The sequence below is a fragment of the Finegoldia sp. P3-F-LR genome, assembly GCF_052932165.1.
In genome coordinates, this window is sequence record NZ_JBRFJE010000008.1 from 22407 (window position 1) to 45014 (window position 22608).

General features: G+C 47.6%; 18 protein-coding genes. 7 read left to right on the forward strand and 11 right to left on the reverse strand.

The features are described from left to right. The first annotated feature begins 52 nt into the window (after positions 1-52). The 7 genes from ACU68U_RS04420 to ACU68U_RS04450 all read left to right on the forward strand — a co-directional run bounded on the left by ACU68U_RS04420 (position 53) and on the right by ACU68U_RS04450 (position 5540). Positions 53-1753: a recombinase family protein gene (locus tag ACU68U_RS04420; protein WP_009896532.1), complete on the forward strand. Its 1701-nt coding sequence runs from the start codon at positions 53-55 to the stop codon at positions 1751-1753. Between the two features lie 14 nt (positions 1754-1767). Next, positions 1768-2112, forward strand: coding sequence for a recombinase family protein (locus ACU68U_RS04425; protein ID WP_009896530.1), 345 nt, complete (start codon positions 1768-1770; stop codon positions 2110-2112). 86 nt (positions 2113-2198) lie between these two features. Then, on the forward strand, positions 2199-3017 hold the full coding sequence (locus tag ACU68U_RS04430) for a hypothetical protein (protein WP_021386793.1): 819 nt from the start codon (positions 2199-2201) through the stop codon (positions 3015-3017). A gap of 19 nt (positions 3018-3036) precedes the next feature. Then, positions 3037-4077 carry a hypothetical protein gene (locus ACU68U_RS04435; protein ID WP_002304399.1) on the forward strand — a complete coding sequence of 347 codons (1041 nt, stop codon included), beginning with the start codon at positions 3037-3039 and terminating at the stop codon, positions 4075-4077. 9 nt (positions 4078-4086) lie between these two features. Beyond that, complete coding sequence (locus tag ACU68U_RS04440) at positions 4087-4341, forward strand: hypothetical protein (RefSeq protein WP_002588965.1); 255 nt, start codon at positions 4087-4089, stop codon at positions 4339-4341. A gap of 16 nt (positions 4342-4357) precedes the next feature. Further along, positions 4358-4621, forward strand: a complete 264-nt coding sequence (locus ACU68U_RS04445) for a DUF1292 domain-containing protein (RefSeq protein WP_002304397.1) — start codon at positions 4358-4360, stop codon at positions 4619-4621. Between the two features lie 49 nt (positions 4622-4670). Then, on the forward strand, positions 4671-5540 hold the full coding sequence (locus ACU68U_RS04450; protein ID WP_002588966.1) for a zinc metalloprotease HtpX: 870 nt from the start codon (positions 4671-4673) through the stop codon (positions 5538-5540). Positions 5541-5818: 278 nt separating this feature from the next. On the opposite strand, the gene ACU68U_RS04455 is transcribed toward ACU68U_RS04450, so the two are convergent. The 11 genes from ACU68U_RS04455 to ACU68U_RS04505 all read right to left on the reverse strand — a co-directional run bounded on the left by ACU68U_RS04455 (position 5819) and on the right by ACU68U_RS04505 (position 22598). Further along, entirely contained in the window at positions 5819-7237 is a 1419-nt protein-coding gene (locus ACU68U_RS04455) for a relaxase/mobilization nuclease domain-containing protein (protein ID WP_002304392.1), read from the reverse strand. Between the two features lie 56 nt (positions 7238-7293). Then, positions 7294-7578 carry a hypothetical protein gene (locus tag ACU68U_RS04460; protein ID WP_002578946.1) on the reverse strand — a complete coding sequence of 95 codons (285 nt, stop codon included), beginning with the start codon at positions 7576-7578 and terminating at the stop codon, positions 7294-7296. 116 nt (positions 7579-7694) lie between these two features. Continuing rightward, positions 7695-8027, reverse strand: a complete 333-nt coding sequence (locus ACU68U_RS04465) for a plasmid mobilization protein (RefSeq protein WP_002578947.1) — start codon at positions 8025-8027, stop codon at positions 7695-7697. Continuing rightward, positions 8027-16357, reverse strand: a complete 8331-nt coding sequence (locus ACU68U_RS04470; RefSeq protein WP_002304391.1) for an LPD11 domain-containing protein — start codon at positions 16355-16357, stop codon at positions 8027-8029. The genes ACU68U_RS04465 and ACU68U_RS04470 overlap by 1 nt, the downstream gene beginning before the upstream one ends. An 18-nt stretch (positions 16358-16375) precedes the next feature. Beyond that, positions 16376-16582, reverse strand: coding sequence for a transposon-transfer assisting family protein (locus tag ACU68U_RS04475; protein WP_002578948.1), 207 nt, complete (start codon positions 16580-16582; stop codon positions 16376-16378). Further along, positions 16579-17175 carry a YodL domain-containing protein gene (locus ACU68U_RS04480; protein WP_002304389.1) on the reverse strand — a complete coding sequence of 199 codons (597 nt, stop codon included), beginning with the start codon at positions 17173-17175 and terminating at the stop codon, positions 16579-16581. Before ACU68U_RS04480 ends, ACU68U_RS04475 begins: the two co-directional genes overlap by 4 nt. 13 nt (positions 17176-17188) lie before the next feature. After that, entirely contained in the window at positions 17189-18034 is an 846-nt protein-coding gene (locus ACU68U_RS04485; RefSeq protein ID WP_002304387.1) for an LPD16 domain-containing protein, read from the reverse strand. Further along, positions 18031-20106: a DNA topoisomerase 3 gene (locus tag ACU68U_RS04490; protein ID WP_002578949.1), complete on the reverse strand. Its 2076-nt coding sequence runs from the start codon at positions 20104-20106 to the stop codon at positions 18031-18033. Before ACU68U_RS04490 ends, ACU68U_RS04485 begins: the two co-directional genes overlap by 4 nt. 177 nt (positions 20107-20283) lie before the next feature. Beyond that, positions 20284-21480, reverse strand: a complete 1197-nt coding sequence (locus ACU68U_RS04495) for an ATP-binding protein (protein WP_021386785.1) — start codon at positions 21478-21480, stop codon at positions 20284-20286. 187 nt (positions 21481-21667) lie between these two features. After that, positions 21668-22351 carry a DUF4366 domain-containing protein gene (locus tag ACU68U_RS04500; RefSeq protein WP_002578950.1) on the reverse strand — a complete coding sequence of 228 codons (684 nt, stop codon included), beginning with the start codon at positions 22349-22351 and terminating at the stop codon, positions 21668-21670. Then, positions 22341-22598, reverse strand: a complete 258-nt coding sequence (locus ACU68U_RS04505; RefSeq protein WP_002304378.1) for a DUF4315 family protein — start codon at positions 22596-22598, stop codon at positions 22341-22343. The genes ACU68U_RS04500 and ACU68U_RS04505 overlap by 11 nt, the downstream gene beginning before the upstream one ends. Between the last annotated feature and the right edge of the window lie 10 nt (positions 22599-22608).

A 22608-nucleotide genomic window follows, 5' to 3' on the forward strand; every position in this document is an offset into this window, starting at 1 on the left:
TATAATATAAATAGGATAAAACCTCTTGTTTGACTGCTGGAAGGAGGATATTTTGAAACAGTCAAGCAAGAAAACCGCCCTCGGCACAGCCGCCCTTTACTGCCGACTGAGCCGTGATGATAATATGGACAACGAGTCCAACAGCATCAGCAATCAGAAAAAGATACTGCAAAAAGCCGCCAAGGACAAGGGCTATACGGACACCATCTTTTTCGTGGATGACGGTATCACCGGCACCACCATGAAGCGCCCCGGCTTTCAGAAAATGATCGCCGCAATCGAGGCCGGGTATATCTCGGCGGTGTTCGTCAAAGACCTGTCCCGGCTGGGCCGCAACTACATTGAGGTGGGTAAGCTCACCGAGGAGTTTTTCCCGCTTCATGATGTGCGGCTGGTGGCCGTGTCCGATGGCGTGGACAGCGACGAGGGCGAGGATGACTTCACCCCGTTCAAAAACATAATGAATGAGTACTACGCCAAGGACATCTCCAAGAAGCGCCGGATCGTCAATAAGATGAAAGGCAACGCCGGGATTCCGCTGTCCCCACCGCCCTATGGCTATATCAAAAACCCGGACGATCCCCGGTTTTGGGTGGTCGATCCCGTGGCCGCCGATGTGGTGCGCCGTATCTACCGCATGGCGCTGGAGGGGTACGGGCTGGCCGAAACTGCCGCCGCTCTCGGCGCTGATGGTATCGTCAACCCCACCTACTACTGGCGCAGCAAGGGTACAAGCCGGGGCGGTTCCAAAAGTACCTTGGAGCCTACCAAGTGGGGCCATACCACGATCAAGAAAATCCTTACCACGCAGGAGTATTGCGGCGATGTCATCAACTTCAAAAGCTACTCCAAATCCTACAAGATGAAGCGCCGGATCGAAAACCCGGAGGAAAACCGGGCGATCTTCCTCAATGTTCACGAGGCTATTATTGATCGGCCCACTTGGGAAAAGGTACAGGCGCTGAAGGCCGGAACCCGGCGCAAGCGCCCCACCGTCACCCAAGAGCCAAGCGCCTTTTCCGGCGTGATGAAGTGTCCCGAGTGCGGCGGCAATCTGAACTTCCACTTTAATCAGAACAACCACGACATCAAGTTTTTCAGTTGCCAAAACCATAATTCGGGGCTGCGTAAATGCTCGTCCACCCACTATATTCGGCTGGACTTCTTGGAGCAGGTCGTTCTCTACGAGGTGCATCGGCTGGCCTGTTTCGCCAACGAGTACGAAAACGACTTTATCAAAGCGATGGTGGGCCGCTCGGCAAAGGTAGCCGAAAATGAGCGGGTACGCAAAAAGCGGGAGCTGGATGGGCTGCTGGCCCGTGACCGGGAGTTGGACACACTCTTTGAGCGGCTGTATGAGGACAATGTTTCCGGCAAGATCGACGATGCCCGGTTTGCGAAAATGGCAAAGCGCTATGAGCAGGAGCAGGGCGAGAACGCCGGACGCATCAAGGCCCTGCGGCTGGAAGTGAAAAAGCTGGAAGAAAAGCGGATGGATGTAGATGACTTCTTGGAAACGGTACGCCACTACACCAACGCCGCCAAGATCACCAAACGAATGGTAGCCGAGCTGATTGACCACATCGAGGTCTATCCTGCGGTCAAGGAGGACGGTGTAACCAACCAGCGGGTGACGATCCACTACAACTGTATCGGGGCCTTTGAGGTGCCGGATCGCCGCAAAATCCCCGAGCGGGACATCCTGCTGGAAACGAGAAAAGGCGTAGCATTAAGCTACGCCCCGGCGGTGTAAAGGTGGTGTGGGATATGAGAGTTTTCATTTACTGCCGTGTGGCCCGTGACGATACCTTTGCATTGGAACACCAGCGGTTCTTGCTCCAGCTTTACGCAAAGCGGGCGGGATATACCATTATCGGCGCTGCGGACGAATACGGCAGCGGGTTGACCCTTGACCGTCCGGGCATGGGAAAGGTCACACAGGCCGTTCTCGCTGGCGAGGTGGATGTGGTGTTAGTCCATAGTCTGACCCGGATAGGCCGGGAATGGGGGATGACCCAAAGCTATATCGACCAGCTCACCCGGCACAAGGTCAAGCTCCTTTGTATCAAAGAACGCTGCTTGTTCAGCGAAAAAGGCGTGATCCATTTTTGAGCATAAAAATGGACGTTATGCTGAAATGTGGAAACATTATACAGAGGCGATTGATTTGAAAGTTCAAACAAAGGTGGTGCAGTAAAATGAAAAAATTAAAAGAAATATTATTTTTATCAGATAAAGGCTATACTGATTTGAAAAAAGCAATAGGTGCTGGATGGCAAGATAAAAAATACAACGAGTTGGGCGTGGTTGTAAGAGACTGCAACAAGGCTCTCAATGACATATTGGTAATTATGCTTCAAGCAGAAAAATATGTGGCTTTACTCGCCAAGAGCCTTAGTGAATACGAAAGTGTTCAACTAGGATCTACAAATGGAATATCTGCAAGCACACCTCAGACCAGTAGTTTTGCTGTTACACCATCAAGTGCAGATACAACCACCTTTGAGTCAAATACCTTTGGTTCTAATCTTGCATTTGTTCAAGACAGACTATCAGCTGAACGATATTTTTCCCGTGGAAATCACTATGAAGAATATCGAGATTATTGGGAGAACGGGAACTATACCTTTTCTCGAAATGAAAATCCAGAACTCGTATACGTTAGAGCAAGGGATATTGAAGGAGTTTATCTCAGTGACCGAGAACTTGGGAACCCGGAAGGATTTTGGACACGGAATGGTCGAGAGGGATGGTCGAGAGAAAACATTCTAAGGCGAGCTTCGCACATCCAAGATGTTCGTCAAAATACTGAGTCAGGAATGTCTTTGGATGAGCTTTCACAAAACCCAGTGTTAGATGATACCATTCGTAGCTATTACAATAATCCTGTCCAGGTTGCGCAGGTAGGTTCTTATTATGTATTTCAGAGTGATGGGCGACATCGAACACTTGCAGCTCAATCGCTTGATACATATATCCCGGTTTTAGTAACAGGTAGCTACACTCGAAATGATTAACAAATGAGGAGGTGAGTGTTTGAGCAACGTAAATGCTGATGCAACTCAATTACTGACAATACTGAAAAATATGCGGACCTCCATTTCTTCTATCGAAACTACAAGAAGTTCTGTGAAGATGAAATATCAGCAATTGGGAATCGGATGGAATGACAAGAAGTACGATGAGCTGGGAACTATCGTAAAAGATTGCAACAAAGCCCTGAATGATATTTTACAGATTATGCTTCAGGCCGAAAAATACGTTGCTTCACTTGCCAAAAGTGTACAAGAATATGATAATGTTAATTTGGACACTCCTTCTGCACGAAATTCTTTCCTCCAGGGTCTGCAAACACCTAATGTTGGTAATTCGTCTTATCAGTATTGCCTTGGCGTGCTAACCCAAGGTAGCACACCAGACGGATATATCGCTGTTATATCACAACGCCATGAAAATGCAGAGCAGAATGTCAGAGAAGTGTTTGACCATTTCGCTGGTAAACTGATGATACAAGATTCTGAATATCCACCGGATCAGACAGCACATTACTCACCGGGAAATTATATAGGGCATTCACGAGGAGTCTACTACAATGCAGCTTCTGATATGACAAATCCAAGAGGTGCAGGAACAACTTATTTCCACGAGCTTGCTCACATGATCGACCATGCTTCGTGCAACTATCGGAGCAATCTATCCAATACTCCAGAATTTGCTGAGGCACTGGTTGAGGACGGACAAAGAATCCTGAGCTTATATAACAATCTTCCAGTGGAAAAGCAAACTGCTTTTCTGACCCGTATTAGGCAGGATTCAGCTCACTCCTTCTCGGACTTAATTGATGCGACAACAAATGGTCAATTGCACGGAAATTATGGTCACTCAAGGAACTATTGGACGAGACCGGGCAATCTACAAGCAGAAGCCTTTGCCCACTTTTTTGAAGCGTCTATGGGAGACCAAGGCAAATTAGAGCTATTAGCAAATTTCTTTCCTACAGCGTTTGGTATTTTTTCTTCAATGATTGATTCTATTAGACCAGATAATCATGTTAGGGTCTTGAGCAGAGAAAGGTAGGTGCATACAATGGACAAAAACAAGAGCGTTGCAGATTTTATGAATAGCTTCCTTAATACACCTGAACCGAAAATTGATAATGAGTATTATGAAATCGAAGAACAGTATTTTCGGCAATTCGGTCATGGTGTCCCAAGGGAAATGTTGCCTGATAGCATTTCAACGGAACAAATTAAACAAGCCATGAAAAAATGCATTCTTTCCAAAAAGGATAATCTCTTTGAACTATTAGGCATCATTATCAACGATAATTATTTATATTAAGAAAAGGAACGACGACATGGATGAAGACAACATTATAACTTTGAATGATGAGAATGGGAACGAAGTTGAATTTGAATTTCTTGACTTAATACCGTATCGCCAGAACGAATATGTTGTCCTGCTTCCTATTGGAGATTCGGATGGGCAAGTTGTTATTTTGCAGCTGAAAGAAATTGACGATGAAACAGAAGAATATGTTGGTGTTGAAAACGAATTTGTGTTAGAGACTGTCTTTGCTCTGTTCAAAGAGCGAAACAAAGATTTCTTTACATTTGAGTAATTAAACAATGCAAGCTCAAACCAACAACACGATAAAAGGGGGGTGCATTATGGATATTTGGCATCGTGTAGGCAGAATTGTTCGCTTCTCAAACTTAGGAACTCTTCTGTTCTTTACTCTTAATATTCTGCTGATTGTTGCTGTGTTCGGTTCGTCAGGAAGCATTGTTGAACTGATTTGTATTTACTTTTTCACAGTAGCTATCAGCTTATCCCCATTAGGCGAAATGTGCCTGGCTGCCTTCGCAGGAGCAAGCGATATAAAAAGAGTAGATATAAAACTTCGAGTTGTCCCGCTGGTTCAATATGTTTTAGATAAAGCAAAAGAGAACACATCATACTGTCCTAAAAAAGTGAAAGTGAAGATTATCCATGATCCTGCTCCAAATGCATTTGCTCTAGGTAGGCAAACACTATGCATAACTGACGGATTGCTTTTACTCTCCGATGATATGATACTTGGAATTCTCGCCCATGAGATCGGACATCTCTCATACGGACATACTGTTATCCAATTATTGATTGGCGGGGGCAATATATTTATATCCGGGTGCCTCCTGTTAATCAAAATATCCTACTGGATTTTTTCTGCAATCATGGGGCTGTTCGCAATATGCTCTCGTAGTGGTGTAATGGGTATAATTACCGCAGTTTTCGCAGGAATATCAACAGCACTTTCTTGGTTATGGGTAAAGTTCTGTATGCTTTTTCTGATGTGGTCTATGAGACAAAATGAGTATCTGGCTGATGAATTTGCTTATAAAATTGGTTTTGGTCTTGAATTAGCGACGGTATTAGACCAACATATCTCAGATGTTCCGCATGATGGTTTTCTCAGTGCAATATACTCAACTCATCCATGCAACGATGATAGGGTTGCAGCATTGCAAAATTTAGGTGTACCCTATTCTCGATACTAAATTCATAATCTCACAAATTGGCAAGCAGTGTAAACCTGTACAGGTTCACTCATTTTCTCGATTTTCCCTTCGGTGCAATCTTCGCAAATTTGCTTGTTGGGGAAGCATCCCCAATCCCCTTTGAACATCATCTGCCGATGATGGCTACACGATTTTCAATCGTTTCTCAAAGAACAGTAGAATAAAAATTTGCCCATGGTTGAAAGCACCGAAATCGAAAAGCAAAAAAGCAGCCACGATCCGCACCCTTTGGGGAGTGCAGACCGTGGCTTTTTGCTTTAACGGAAGTTCTTCTTTTCCTCTTTCTCTTTCTCTTTTTCCTGCTCTTTCTGCCTGTCGATATTCAAAATCGTTTCAACCGTCCGTTTGGCAATCAGCAGTTCTTCTTTCTCTTTTCTGATCTGACGGTACTCAGCGTAGTCCTGCTTTTTCTGGACTGCCAGCTGATGAAACTCCTCATACAATGATTGCATGGACGGGAGCTTTGTAATCTGCAATTCATCAAAGGCTTGCTTCGCCGCTTTATGAATTGTGATTTCCTGACGGTGTTCTTCAAAGAATTTTTTGCTATATCCAGACTTGCGGTACTCGATATAAATTTGCCTTGTGTTGCGATAATTTTTGATGTGCTGCTGCAACGCCTGAACCTCAACCATACGTTTCTCTGCGACCTTGATAGAATCAGAAAGCGCATCGAACCGGGCAGACAGATTTTCAATATGAGCAGTCAGATCGTCGTAGTTGCCCAAGCCTTTTTCTTTCAGTAGGATTACCGTTCGGGCAGCTTCTTTTCGGTTGAACTTCTTCGCCCACTTTTCATAACCGACCGTCTTGCCCTCGGCCATCTTTGCCTGAATATCAATCAGCATCTGGAACTGCTTCGGGGCAGGAGCCTTGGCAGAGCCGCCTTTTGATTTGTGCAGGTTCTTGCCGGAGATAACCGCTTGAATTTCCTCTTTGCTATATCCTTCGCCCAGGGAACGCAGCCGAATGAAACGCTTCTGATTCTCGCCCTTGAACGCAGGCTGCTTTCCATCCTTGAACTCAAATCCCATGTCAGCCAGAGCCTGAACAAAGCCATCAAAGCTCTTTGGTTTCTGCTTCAGCACCGCATCAATCGCATCACATAATTCGTCACGCTGGGTACGCTTCTTGGGATAAACAGTTCTTTTCTGGCGCTCCCGATACGGCTTCGGTGTAATAATGGACAGCCCGTGTTCCAGGCAAACCATATCACTGAGTCTTTGCACCGCCAGACCGGAAAGAAAGAAGTTTTTGAATTTCCGTGTGGCATCCAGCGAGGTCGAATTATAAATGATATGATTGTGAATGTGGGATTTGTCGATGTGGGTCGCAACGATGAAAGCGTGTTTTCCCTTTGTCCATCGCATCGCTGTTTCATAGCCGACTTGGTTCGCTTCTTCCGGGGTGATTTCTCCCGGCTTAAAGGACTGGCGTATCTGGTATGCGATGATATTGTTCTTCTGCTGTCTGCCGGTAATATGCTGATACTGCCGTTTGGAAAGCAGAAATTCCTCATCTGCTGTCTTTGGATCACACTCATAGGAACTGATAAATTCGCCATCATTGGTTTTTGCGGCATTTTGTGAGTAGTCGGTTCTGTCTGCCAAACATTGAGCGACCGTCTTTCCCTTATTCACATGGAGTGCAATCAATCTTGTCGCTGCCATTCCCATCACTTCCTTCCCAAAAAGAAAAAGCCACCGGTCGGTGACTTTTCTCTGATATTATCTTATGACCTGATAAATGCTCCCAGACTTTCTCCAATATTCTCGACTTTCATAACAGCCCAGACGAGCAAGAACACCGCTGCTATTGTCGCAATTCCAAGAACCACAAGAATAAGCAGGGACTGCCACAAAGCCTTTACAATGCAGTAAATCGCAGATCCGCCAATGACCAAGAGCAATAAACCAATTACATAGGACACAACATTTGTAAGCAGATTTCCAAGAATGCAAATCACTTTTACAACGAACAGCACCGGCAGTGCCAATATCTTCAATACCAGCTTCATAGGCTCAACCCCTTTCTTTTAATTATATTGTACAAGGGTATCTGCCATAACGCAATGATGTCAACCCTTATGTAAAAGCCGCAGCCGAAACTGCGACTTCCCAACAAGTTGTCGGATTACTGGATTGAGGACAGGCGAACAAGAACTTCTCTCATGTCCGTCCAGATCTCCTCCAGCCGTTTTTGCAAATCCTCAATGTCAGCACGATAGATGCTGCCTGTTTCGTTCGCTCGCTTTGCGTACTGGTTCAGGTTGTTGGAGCAGATTCGCAGGAGCGAAACCAGGGCTTTCACATCCTGCAAATCCAGTCTGATACAGTAACCATCCAGAGCCATTTTCCGCAGATAGGCTCCCATGCTGCGGATGCCAAGCTCGTCCATCTTCTCATGGATTCGCTCGACCTCCTCCTTGGATGCAAGGAAATGAACATCCTGATCTCGCTTTGCCATTACAACACCTCCTCACGGGTTTCAGAGTATTTTGCAGGCGGGATATGCTCCGCTTTGGATTTCAGATCAGCCAACACAGAAGGACGCTCTGACTCGCTTCTTTCGTCACGATTTTCCACAGAGTCCTCCATATTCAGGGCTGCATCCAGTTCTGCCAGTCGCTGACTTTTGGCTGTCAGCTCTGCTTCCTGCGGGAACGGTTTTCCAACCTCCGCCTTGGCTGCTTCCTGCTGATTGTAGAGATTATTCAACTGCTCATTGGCTCGTTCTAAGCGCTCAAGGATGCCTGCAAGGGCATTGTCCAGTCGGGTGATATTTCCTCGTGCGTCCGTTCCAAGGGCTACTCTGTGGCTCACAGCGCCCTTCAGGGTCACATCGAACTCGTTCCGGAAACTGTCAAACGAAAGCTCCATCTGAAAGCCACGGTAACTGCCAAGAGGAACCGGATCGGCACTTTTCGTGTCCTTACAAGCCGCAAGGAGGATTTCACCGGCATCTGCCTTTTCGGTGTAGGCTTTGCCCATGATTTCCATGCCGCAAAAGCCATCGGCAATCTGCGGGTGTGCTTCCACGGTTTTAATATCAGCTTCAAAGCCATGAATATAGCCTGTCTGCTTTTCAATCTCAGCCGGGAAGTATTTCAGAAGCTTATCTTCCATACGGTACTGCTGGCTCTGGTGGTCAGCTTTCAGCACCTTCAGCCTTGCCACATCAATGTCCAAGTCCATCTTTTCCTTGATAAGCGGATTGCCGGCACACAGCGCCTTGATCTCCGCATAGGACAGCGCCTGCTCATCCACATCGTCACAGGAGCGAACCGGTGATTTGGAGGTCATAATCTGAGAAATAAACTTCTGCTTGTTTTCCAAGGTCTGATACAGGTAGGCATCGAAGGTTCCCTCGGTCACATACTGATACACCTGAACCTCTTTGTTCCGGTTGCCCTGACGGATGATACGACCGTTTCTCTGGGTCATATCAGACGGACGCCAACCCACATCCAAGTGGTGAACTGCCACCAATTTGTCCTGGACGTTGGTTCCTGCACCCATCTTTTGCGTACTGCCAAGAAGCACTCGCACCTGCCCGGTACGAACCTTGGCAAAGAGGTCTTTTTTCTTTGCCTCGGTATCTGCATCATGGATAAAGGCAACTTCTTCCGCAGGCACACCGTTTGCAATCAGCTTGGTTTTGACATCATCATAGACATTGAAGGTTCCATCATTTTTCGGTGTGCTAAGGTCGCAGAACACCAACTGGGTCAATTTGTCAGCCTGACCGTCCTGCCAGATACGCAGGATATTTCCCACGCAGGCATTGAGCTTGCTGTCAGGGTCATCGGGTAACAGGGTGTTCATTAGCCGCTGATCCAGTCCCAATTTTCGTCCGTCGCTGGTAATCTTGAGCATATTATCGACGGACGGGTCTACAATACCGGCATGAACATCTGCTGCTCTCTCTGAAAGGGAAGCCACCATATCCTTCTGGTACTCAGAGGGCTGAACCACAACCGTTTCAAACTTTGCTTCGGGAACAGGGAGATGCAACTGGTCAGAGGTCTTGATGTCGGCAACCTCCTTGAACATATTCATCAGTTCAGGCAGGTTGAAGAACTTCGCAAATCGGGTTCTGGCACGATAGCCGGTTCCCTCCGGTGCAAGCTCAATCGCAGTTGTTGTTTCTCCGAAGGTCGATGCCCAGGAATCAAAATGGGTCAGGTTCTTTTGCTGGAGCGTACTGTACTGGAGATAGCGCATGACCGTATAAAGCTCGGTCATCGAGTTACTTACTGGAGTACCGGTTGCAAAGATCACACCACGCCCGCCGGTCAGCTCATCCATATAGCGGCACTTCATAAACATATCCGAAGATTTCTGGGCTTCGGAGGTGGACAGACCTGCCACATTTCGCATTTTTGTGTAGAGGAACAAATTCTTGAACGCATGGCTTTCGTCCACAAACAGCCGGTCTACACCCAACTGCTCAAAGGTAATGACATCATCTTTCTTGTCAGCGGCAAGGAGCTTGTCCAGTCTGGCTTCCAATGATTTTCGTGTTTTCTCCATCTGCTTGATCGTGAAGTTTTCGCCACGCTGCCATTTCAGCTCCGCAATCGCACCCTCGATCTCATCAATCTGCTCCCGCAGCTGCCGTTCCTGTCGTTCGGCAGAAAGCGGGATTTTTTCAAACTGGCTGTGACCGATGATGACTGCATCATAGTCACCCGTTGCGATACGAGCGCAGAACTTCTTACGGTTTGCTGTTTCAAAATCCTTCTTGGTGGCAACAAGGAGCTTGGCACTCGGATAGAGGTGCAGGAACTCGTTTGCCCACTGTAAGGTCAAGTGATTCGGCACAACGAACAGGGATTTCTGGCTCAATCCAAGCCGTTTACTCTCCATAGCCGATGCAGCCATCTCGAAGGTCTTGCCCGCACCAACTTCGTGTGCAAGCAGCGTATTTCCACCATATAGCACATGAGCGATAGCATTTCTCTGGTGTTCACGGAGGGTAATATCCGGGTTCATGCCGCCGAAACGGATATGAGAGCCATCATACTCACGAGGTCTGGTGGAGTTAAAAAGTTCGTTGTACTTGGTGGAAAGGGTTTCTCGTCTGTGCGGATCTCTCCAAATCCAATCTCGGAACGCATCCTTGATTGCCTGCTGTTTCTGCTGTGCCAGGGTAGTTTCTTTTTTATTGAGGACACGCTTCTGCTTACCATCTGCATCTTCAATCGTATCATAGATACGAATATCCTTCAGATTCAGCGTTTCCTCCAGAATCCGATATGCGTTGGCTCGCTCTGTACCGTAGGTGACATACGCCGCCACATCGTTGTAGTTGGGAGAACTCTTACCGTTGATGCGCCACTCTGCGGTCAGCTCGGAGAACTTGACCTCAATGGAACGGCGCAAGTAATACGGCGTTTCAAAGGTTTCCTCCATGAACTGCTGAATATAATCGGCATCAATCCATGTTGCACCCAAACGCACATCAATCTCGGACGCATCCAAGTCCTTCGGCTGTGCTTTCTGCAAGGCTTCCACATTGATGTGGAAGGAAGAATCCCTGTCTGCCGCCATCTGTGCGACACGCAGCTTGCTTCTTACATCACCGGAAAGGTAATCATCGGCAGTCTGCCATCCAACTTCCACAGCATCGGGAGCCATCGGGTCTTTGAAGATCACCCCTCGAAGCTCTGCCTGAATCGCATCGTATTCTCCAGGTGTTCCAAGCAGCTGTGCCATAAACGGCAAATCCACCTTGCCACGCTCACCGATAGAGATTGCCAGAGCTTCGGACGGCGTATCCACGCTCGTCACTCTGCGTTCCGGCTTGATGGTTCGCTTGGTGAACATATCCGCCTTGCTTTTCAGATTGCCGTCCTCATCCACATTTTCCAGAGAACACAGGAGATAGTAGGAGGAATCGTCAGCAAATGCCTGACCATTGGCTCGATTATTGATAAGCCCGTTCTTTGCGGCAAACGCATCGTAGGCATCATTCAGTTCTGCCTGTTTCTGAGTAATCATTTCATCCGGGTAATCCTCAAGCTGATATTCGATCAGCTCGTTGACGATACCACGAAGTTCCACCATGCCCATCACACGGTCTTTTGCTTTCTCATTCAGGTCTACACGGCGCATCAGGGAGTTTTCACGGAAGTACACATTGCCATCCACCACGGTATAAGAGAAATTCTTTACATCCGGGGTTGCAGGAATGGTTTCGATTTCCTTACCCTTGTCAGCTTCGGGAAGCTCCACAGCCTGATAGGTTCCTTGGATGTGGGAAACTGCTTCTTTCAGAAGTTCGGACAGTTCCATGCCCTCAATGGGACGCACTGTAATGTCCATGCCGTAGGCGGTACTTTCTTCCACCGTATCGCCCAGAACCATTTCAGGATGAGCGACAAAGTAGCTGTTCATGGTGTGTCCTTCTTCGGTGCGGTCAAGGTTTACCCATTCCGGTACAATGTCAATCGGATGGTCACGCTTTTGCAGGAACAGGATGTCGGACACGACTTCCGTGCCTGCGTTTTTCTTAAAGGCATCGTTTGGCAGACGGATTGCACCAAGCAGTTCCGCCCTCTGCGCCATATATCGCCTTGCGTCAGAGTTCTTGGAATCCATGGTGTAACGGCTTGTCACAAAAGCGACCACACCACCGGGACGAACCTGATCCAAAGCCTTGGCAAAGAAATAGTTGTGAATGGAGAATCCCAGCTTGTCATACGGCTTGTCGGACACTTTGTAGTTGCCGAAAGGGACATTACCCACAGCCAGATCGTAAAAGTCTCGGCGGTCTGTCGTTTCAAAACCGGCTACTTTGATTTCTGCGTTGGGATAGAGCTTCTGAGCAATTCTGCCGGTGATGGAATCCAGTTCCACACCATACAAACGGCTGCTCTGCATTTCAGGAGGGAGCATACCAAAGAAGTTGCCGATACCCATAGCAGGCTCCAGAATATTTCCTGTTTCAAAGCCCATCTGTCCGACCGCATCGTAGATGGAGCGAATGACCGTAGGGCTGGTGTAATGTGCGTTCAGGGTGGAAGCTCTTGCCGCAGCATATTCATCTTCGGAAAGCAGGTTTTTCAGTGTCTGATACTCCTTCGCCCAATTTCCCTTGTCCGGGTCAAAGGCATCTGCCAGACCGCCCCAACCGACATAATTCGACAAAATCTCCTGTTCTTCGGTAGTGGCGTTCCTGTTCTCGCTTTCCAGTTTGAACAGAGTTTCAATGGCTGCGATGTTTCTTGCGAATTTCTGCTTCGGTCCACCTTCACCGATGTTGTCATCCGTGATGTGGAAGTTCACCGCAGGAACAGGTGGGATTTCTCTGGTGGTGATGGACTGCTCAAGCTGAGCGATAATGTCCATGACTTCGGCATTCTGCCATCCGTCCACCTGGGCATAATCCTGAATGATGGTGTCCTTTCCATCTACGCACTGTACGAAGTCCAGACTACCCGGCAGATCTCTGGTATTCATTGCACCCAGGGCTTTTCTCTGCGTGTCAGGAAGTGCATAGTAGGCTCGCAGGGCATCATCAAAGGAACTGTATTCCTTGATGTCCAGCGCACCCCGCTTCTGAATGTCCTCGGCAACATAAAAATGATCGATGAAGTGTTCCGGTTCCTGCTGTTCGGGTTCCGCACTGGCTCTGACCTGTGCGTGTGCCTTTTCGTCAGGGTAGTCCCCATAGATACGGATGCACTTATGCTCCTGCTGATCGTAAACGGCAGCACCATCGTACTTGAATCCGTCATCCTCCATGGTTCCGTCCACATAGCCCTGGGCAGCTTTTTCCGCTTCTTCCAGAGTGTAGTAGTCCAGTTTATCATCGAAGCCGTTTTCAAAGTGATGGTAGGCGGCAACCAGATAGCGGGGAGCCATGCGCTCCTCGTAGCTGTTAATCATCTCAGGTGTCAGCCATTCTGGTTTGTCGGGAATCATTTCATACAGCTCACGCATCTTGGCAATCTGTGCATGGCGGTTGCCTGCCCACAGATGCTTTTCGCTGTGCTGTCCTGCACCAAGGAAGTATTCGCAGTCCATACGCAGACGGTCTAACAGCTGATACTCAGGGGTGTAGTCCCTCGGTTCGGTTTTGCCCAGAAAATCCTCTGTAACGGGCTTTTCTTCGGTTTGGGCATCAACCCTTACCGCATGGTTTCTTTCGTCCTGAGAGAGCATACGCTCGAAATTCTCACGATTCTCGGCACGGAAGATGGGATAAGCAAGCGTAGGGTCACGCAGCTGAACTTCTCTGTCCGTGATCTGCTCCACACGGAAAGCTGTATCGTCCAGATATACCGTGTCACCGACCTGATAATTCCATTTCGGTTCCTCGGAAGCAGATGCTTCCACAACTTCGGCAGGCTCTGCCACAGGCGCTTCTGGCTGAACCGACTCCATCGCAGCTACGGACTGACGAACTTCCTCCAAATAGTCATTGGCAAGCCATTCGTCCGTGAAGTATTCCGTAACGCCTTCCGGGTCTACATAGTAGTCATCGGTCTGATTATCCCAGATCGCATACTCGCCATCCTCGGTATCAATCACTGCGAAACGGTCATAAACATCTTCCAACGGATCAGTTTTAGCTTCTTCGATAGCCTGTCGTTCCGCTTCTTCCTCCGGGCTGAGGTAGCGTCCCTTTCGTATCAGACCGTCGATTCTCTGCACCACCTGCGCCCAGGACATCTGCAATTTATCGCAACCGCTCTTGGTGTAAGCAACACCCTTGGCATCGTGATCCTGACCGCTGTGCGTTGCACCAGAGCAGGCATGGGAATGACCACCGGTTCCGTATTCATGCTTCAGGAAGTCCATCTTTTCCTTGGCAGAATGATTCTCCTGCCAGTAGTTATAAATACGGGCTTTACCACCGGAAAAGCCGCTTCCACGGGTCAAGTCTGCATTGACTTCATCATCCGTAATGAACTGGCGGACAAGGGGCATCTGCATCATATCGGTCTGATACTCACGCAAAGGCATATTCAACTCATACAGCTGTTTCTGAATGAGATTCAGCTTGTGATAGTGAAAACGAAGCAGATCGGGATTTTCCGCAAGGGTTTTTCTAAATTCCGAATACTGCTGTACCAAGGTTGCGTGGAAACGAGGGTCATCCAACTTTTCAGCCAAGTCTGCGGTTTCGTCAGGGAAACCACGAAACGGTTCCTGATGAAGAATTGCCAGATAGTTGCTGGAACGGGCTTCTTCACTCAAATCGTGATAAAGATGCCACAGGGATTCTGCCAACTTCTGACGCTCATATCCGGATGCTTCTACCAGTTCCACATTAGTTGCGAACCGACCATTTTCAAGCAGTTCTCCAATGCGCTCGGCAACCGTTTCCCAAGAAACGATCTGCGCTCTGGGGCTGTCAATGGCAGAGGAACCTTTGGCAAGGTGGATACCGTCCTCGGCATACCACGCACAGATATTCCCGCTATCTTCTTTCAGACCATAGCCGCCGTGATAGACCTGCTTTAAGGTCTGAACGATTTCTTCCAACGGCTTCTGCTTCATATATTCCAGCGCTACGACTTTTCGGGCTTCATCGGTATTGCTACCAAGCAGAAGGAAGTGGTCGATTTCTTCCTGGGCAAAAGAAAAAGCAGAGGGCGTAAAGCTCTCTGCTCGGTCGATAAAACTGATTTGTTCATTTTCGGAGAGGAAAAGGTTCAGACTCAGCTGTTGATAAGCTCCGTCATCACGACTTCCTCCGCCTGTGCTTTCAGGCTGTTCATGTGCTGCACCCACGCCATCTGCTGCGTTTCCTTGTCCGGTGCGGGGCTGTCCTTCAGGTACTGCTCCATCAGAAACTCCACTCTGGCTTTCGCTGTTTCCTCGATCTCCCACAGGTGCGGGAACAGGCTCTCCGTCAGAATCATGTCGTTCAGGAGCATCGGATTGTTCTGTTCCAAAAATGCTCGACGCATCCTGCCGTACTTGCCCAGAGGTTTCTCTCCCTCGTTCTCCAACTGAAGGTTCGGAATCTGATAATCTCCGGCCTGTCTGTAAGTCATCTCGCTCATAATCTGTACTCCTTTCGGTAGCTTTAATCTGCTCATGTTCTCCAATCGCTTTTTCGATTTCCTGAAACATCCTTGTGCTGATGGCATTCACCGCAGTACCAAGGGCATTTACCGTCTGTCTGGTGTTAAAATCAAACACCTTCTGGAAATCCTCATGCTCGAAGTAGTTGTCGGGACTTTCCACGAACCGGCAATACATCGTATAGGATACGCTGTTTGCCACCGCATTTTTGAAAGCTACTTCGATGTTGAGTTCATCATACTCCTCAAGGAAGCTGTTGGCAACGATGTCGAGGAACTGCTTTTTGTAATCGTCCCAATACTCAGCCGCCAGTGCGGATGCAATATCTTCAAGCTGTGCTTCCAGTACCCCGTCAGCGGCAACACCGAAGGTACGCTCCATCGCTTCCATGACATAGGAGCGGTTTTCAGGCGTCACCTCCCACGGTTTCAGTTCCGGGGAAGAACGGCGAACGCCGGTATCCGCCACATCAAACACATAGCGCAGATACGGTTTATCCCTGTTCATCACAAACAGAGCAATGCCGGTAGAGCCACGCTTTACATATCTGCGGTAATTTTCAGCGTTCCAGTCCTCATAGGGCTTGCAAAAGGTCGCATTGGGGCGCTGAGCATAAATCATCACCTGTTCCGGATAGGTGAACTCATAGTTGCGGGACATCGTTCTCAAAAACGAAGTCCAGTTATCTGTGTTCGAGGTGATTTTCCCAATCGTTTCTTTTGCTAATCCGGAATAAAATCGCTCTTTTGCGTTCATTGTATCCCTCCAATCCTATCAATCCGGATAAAGGTTCAGCTTCTCAAAGGCGGCATCGTCCATGGCTGAAACTTTACGGAGAACCGAGTCTGCCAAAGCAAAAAGCTCTGACTCGTCCTCCGAAAGCTGTTCCTTCATCAGTGTCAGTGCTTCACACAGCCCTGACCTTGTGCCAGGGCTGTAAAGCATCATCATGTTCCGCTCATCCTGTGTGAAATCCATCATTCAATCTCCCTTTCCGGGTGGCTCTTGGGCGGCTTATGGGAAACATCCGGCACGGGCTTTTCCTTTAACTGCTCCAACACCGAAGGACGTTCCTCTAATCCGGACGCTTTTCCGTTATTGATGATACCGTCAATCATCCCATAATCATCTTCCATTGCCATCTCTGCGTTTTTCAGGTAGTTTTCGGACTTCATAAAGTTTTCCAGCTTCTGAAACCCAACAGAATCTACATAGTGAAAGGATACCTCACCGACTACCTTTAAGGCTACGATGTCGCTGACCGACATACTGTGACCACGGAAATCATCCGGGTGGTCAATATTGAACTTTACATACAAATCTTCCAGCTGCCGATTCACATCCTCGGACATAGAAATGGAGCCATGATAGACCACCTCGTAACGGTCAATCTCAGGCTCCATTTCTTTCTTCTGAAGGTAGCTGTAATTTGCAAACATGAGCGGGATATTATCGTCTACATCTTCCCGCAGCTGAAGAATCGCATAGGAATCCGTGGGGCTTTCCAGAAAAGCAACCATTCTGTCATCCGGGGTGGTATTTCCGTGAACATCATCCCATTTTTCGTTTTTCATATCCGTGTCCTCCTTATCGTTCAGGCTCTTTGCGTTTGGGAGAGGGACTGGCAGGCGCAGCTTTTTCTGCGGCCTGTGCCAGTTTTTCCATGACCGACTCACGCTTCGGAGAGTCGAGCTTATCCAGCTGACTTTTCAGCACTTTGGCAACCTCAACCGCAGTTTCCTCACGGGCTTCTTCAATGGCTGTATTCAGGAACTCACGATACGGAGCCGTATTACCAGCGGCAAGATCTGCCTTGATTTCTTGGATATGCGCCTGCACATCATCGACCTGATCCATATATTCATAGGGGTCGAAGTTCTCTGCAAAACGGTCGAGCTTAAAAGCAAGCTCAGCGATAGGGTCATTGACCACCACCGCCTGTCTGCCGACTTCAAAAGCCTGCTCCATGACATCCTCATAGAACATTGCCCGCAGTTCCCGGCGCTCCAGCCCGAAGGATTCCAGAATATCCCGGCGGACTTCGAGCATGGACAGTTCAGGGTTATCAACCTGACCGCCATCAATCTCGTTGTAGTTTTCATCCAACAGGGTGTAGTCGTAACCATCTTCGCAGGTCTGCACCGCAAGGATTCTATCCTTTCCGACCTTCCATGCGGCTTCATCGCCCATAATCTCAGGCTCCGGCATATAGCTTGCGCCGTTGCGCTCCATAATTTCTGCAAACTGGCAGATATGAAACACATTGTATCCGATCTGCGTATGATACTCGTCAATGAAGGTGCAGGGCTTCACAACCATTTCATCCGGGTAGTGAATCTGCACACAGCTGCCATCGGGGATATGAAACAAATCCTTATAATGGCTGTCGATAAATCGGATTTCCTTACCATCCGGGTTGTACTCATTTGTCATTTGCGCTTTCCTCCATTTTCAAATTCCATACTGAACTTCGTTTTGCCATCATCTGATACCTCCATAAAGACGGTGGCATCAAAGGTGTTGCCCGTTCTTTCGGACTTGCAATTCTTGAGCTTTACCTTGCCGGAACCAAGCAATTTCTGCGCCGTGGCAGAAGTCATGCTCTTGCCGATGCTCGCAAAGTAGCGATTGTTTTTCCAGAGGGCAAATTTGCAAGCTCTGTTGGAACAGAAAAATGCCTTGGCTTTGTCCTCTACAGCACTGCCGCAGAGCGGGCATTTGCCGATAGAATTGGCTTCTTTCGACATCATAACCTCGGAATCACGGATTACTTCATAGTTCTGAATCAGACCGGCAATCACATCTTTGATCTCGTCCATAAAGTCCTCGCTGGCATATTCGCCTTTCTCAATGAGCAACAATTTTTCTTCCCAATCCGCCGTCATGGATGGGGACTGAATCTGTTCCGGCATGACTGTTACCAGAGCCGTACCCTTGTGGGTCGGAATCAGGTGTTTGGTTTTCTTATCACCCTTACGCTCCAGAAAACCGATGCGAACCAGCTTCTCAATGATACCGGCACGGGTCGCAGGCGTTCCCAAACCTTTGCGCTCCACCTCATCAGGCATTTCGTCCGCACCGGCAGTTTCCATAGCAGAAAGCAGAGTATCCTCGGTAAAGTGTTTAGGGGGAGATGTTTTCCCTTCCTTGATTTCCGTGCCGCTGACGGTCATTTCGTCACCAACGGAAACAGAAGGGAGTGTCTGCACGTTTTCGTCGGATTTTGTCGAATCATTTTTCTGAACCAGAGCTTTCCATCCATCCTGCACAACAGTTTTGCCTTTGGTGGAAAACACGGTACCGCCACAGTCCAGCTCAATAACTGTCTCTGCGTATCGGTGCGGATCGCCAACAGCTACGCACAACCGATTCGAGATCAGTTGCAAAATTGCAAGTTCACCCTTGGGAAGTTCGCTCAGATTGCATTTCTGCAATTCTCTGGTCGGAATGATGGCATGGTGATCTGTGACCTTTTTGTTATTCACAACCTGCTCTGCATGAACTGGTATGTTATCCACATCCTCCACGGGGAATGTGTGGAAAGCCAGCTTTACGAGGTCGGTCAGGCTATGTGCCATATCTTCCGTCAGAAACCTGCTGTCGGTACGGGGATAAGTGACCAGTTTCTTTTCATAGAGGTTCTGCGTGTAGTCCAAGGTCTGCTGTGCCGTGTAGCCAAGCACACGGTTGGCTTCTCTCTGTAAACTGGTCAGGTCATAGAGCGCAGGCGGCTTTTCTGTTTTCTCCTTACATTCAGCTTTCTGAACGATTGCCACCGAACAGCTTTGTTTGACAGCTTCGGCTGCTGCCTTGGTTTTGAAGCGTTCGCTTGCAGCCGTAAAACCATCCAATCCAATCTGAACTGTGTAGAACAGTTCAGGCTTGAATGCGGAAATGGCAGCTTCTCGCATAACAGCCATAGCAAGGGTAGGGGTCATAACACGACCAACATTCAGGGTCTGCCCGTAAAGGGTCGAAAAAAGTCGAGTAGCGTTAATACCAACAATCCAGTCGGCTCGTTCTCGACACAGTGCTGCTTCATACAAAGCATCATATTCCGTTCCAGACCTGAGATTTTCAAAGCCCTCCTTGATTGCTACATCTTCCATCGAGGAAATCCAAAGCCGCTCAAACGGCTTTCTGCACCCGGCTTTGTGGTACACCAACCGAAAGATCAGCTCGCCCTCACGACCGGCATCTGTTGCACACACAAGACTCGCAACATCTTCTCTGGCCATGAGCTTTTTCAGAATCCCAAACTGTTTTTTCGTACCGGCAGAAACCTCATACTGCCAGTCCATCGGGAAGATAGGAAGGTCTGCATAAGCCCATTTGCTGTACTTCGCATCATAGACTTCCGGCTGTGCCAGCTCCACCAAATGCCCTACACACCAGCTGACCACATATCCGTTTCCCTCTAAGTAGCCATCCTCACGCTTGGCAGCACCTAACACTTTGGCAATACTCTGTGCAACCGAAGGCTTTTCAGCCAAAACTAATTTCATTTGCATCTGCTCCTTTCACAAAAAAATAAGCAGCCACACACCGTAGTGCATGACTGCTATGTAAAAAGTTCGGAAAGGATTTTTGCAACCTGATACAATTTTCTGTTCTACAATCTCCGTCATAATAAAAATATCTCCATCATTTCAAAAGAGAATGACGGAGATATTTCACCTTGCTTATTCTTGTAGCAACCAATCGGCTATATCGTGAATTTCGATTCCTTCATAGCTATATTGGGGATGTTTGGTTCTGGCAATAATCATTTTCGGATAAGCGTCTCGAATCTGAAGCAGAGGAGAGCATTCTCTCTCAAATGTTTCCTGCCCGGAAATGTTGTCGCTGACCTGAATATAAATCTTTTCGCTACCTCTCTGAGCAACAAAGTCGATTTCCTTTTGATAGAGCTTGCCGACATAGACATCATATCCACGGCGAAGAAGCTCGATACAAACAACGTTTTCATATACTCTGCCATAGTCTATATTTCTGCTTCCCAGTATTGCATATCGAATACCGCTGTCACACAAATAGAACTTTTCAGAGCTTTCAAGGTATTTCTTACCTCGGATGTCATATCTCTTAATATCATAAAATACAAAAGCATTGCACAAATACTTAATGTACTTGCCGACGGTTACATGATTGGTTGGAGTCTCATTTGCTGTCAGTAGCTGACTGACCTTATTCGGAGAAGTCAGGTTGCTGATATTATCCATAAGGAACTCGCTCAGACGTTGTAAAACCAAAGTGTCCGGGAGAGTATATTTCTGTACCAAATCCCTTGTAACAATCGTTTCGTAGACCTCTTTGATATAGTTTGTTCTGTCTTTTTCGGTTCTATAAGCATAGGAACCTGCTAAACCGCCCTTGATAGCGTACTCATCAAAGAGCTTATCTTTGTCACTAATATCATCATAATACTGGCAATATTCCTGGAAGCTGAAAGGAAACACATGAATTTCAATATAGCGTCCGGTAAACAGAGTTGCCAGATCTGCACTCAACAGGAAAGCATTAGAGCCTGTTACATAGATGTCGTATTTTCCCTTAGAGTACAGGCTATTGATTGCCAACTCAAACTTGGGACACATCTGAACCTCGTCTACAAACAGGTAGTTCGTTTTTCCTTCCTGATAATGTTCTTCCACATAGGCGTGTAAGGCATGGTATTCCTTGATTTCTTCATACGCCAAATCCATGAAGTCGATGAAGATAATATTGATGTTTTCAAAATTGCTTTTCAGATACGCAATATACGCCTGCATCAATTTGGACTTACCAGATCGACGAATGCCCGTGATGATCTTGATGTCAGGAGTACCATTCAGTTCAATGATTCTATCGAGATATTTTGCTCTCGTGATTGTTTTCATATAGTCACCCGCTTTCAAAAATTGAAGTTTTTTCATTTCTCGAAACCGCTTCGCTGTACTTATTATACTGTCTGCTAATAGTATATGCAAGATGTCACTTTCAAAAACGCAAATTTTTTTATTTTTTGAAAGCGGAAACTATGTAAAGGCAACCCGAAGGCTGCCCCAGGCATCAAGCCTATCCTGTTTACACAGGTTCATTATCATCTTCATCGACGGAGCTATCTTCATCGTCGTCCTCAAACTCCGGATCGTACCCATAGTCCTCGTCATCGTCCACATAATCAGCATCTGGGTCAGGCTTTGCCGCTTCCTGTGCCTTCTTCTTTTCCTGGACTTTCTTAAATACGAAGAATCCACCACCACAGGCAAGCACAATCAGAGTAAGAATCGCCGGGAGCATATTTGTGGATTTCGGCTTTTCCTCCGGTGTCGGTTCTGTAATTTCAGGAACTGTTTCAACTACTTCCGGCTTTGTTTCCTCAACCGGCTTGGTGAACTCTGCAACTTCTTCCTCGTCCATCAGCTTGAGCAGGTCGGCTTCATCCACCTGATTCAGAAAATGCACGGTTTCCTCGCCCTTATCATCACGGTCAATGATGATATAGAAGTAGTTTCCGTTTTTGGTTACAGCGGTAATGAACTGCTTTCCGCTTTTCGTAGGCGAGCCAGCGTCATCAACCAAAGTCAGATTGCCGTCGGGAGTAAGCGGTAGCATCGGCTCCTCCGGCTCTGTTTCGGGAACTTTTTCTTCGACCGCAGGTTCTTCAGTCGCTACGCTTTCATCTACATAGGCAAATGCCGTTGTAGAAAACACGCCAAAACACATTGCACACGCCAGCAATGCGGCTCCAATTTTCTTAAATCTCATTCTGCGTTTCCTCCTCATTCATAGTATTGATCGTATCAGGCTTCGGAGCCATATCCGCAGCAAACATACGGAGCAGCTCGGAAAGCTGTTCGGGATTCAGGTTCGCAGCATGAACCATCTCATGGATTTCGGAATTTTCCTCCTCACGGTATCTGCGTTCCAGGTCTTTCACCTTAGCATCCCATTCTGCCCGTTTCTTACGGGCTTTTTCAAGGTCTGCACCTATTCTGTCTAACTTGGCACTCAATCGCCATCCC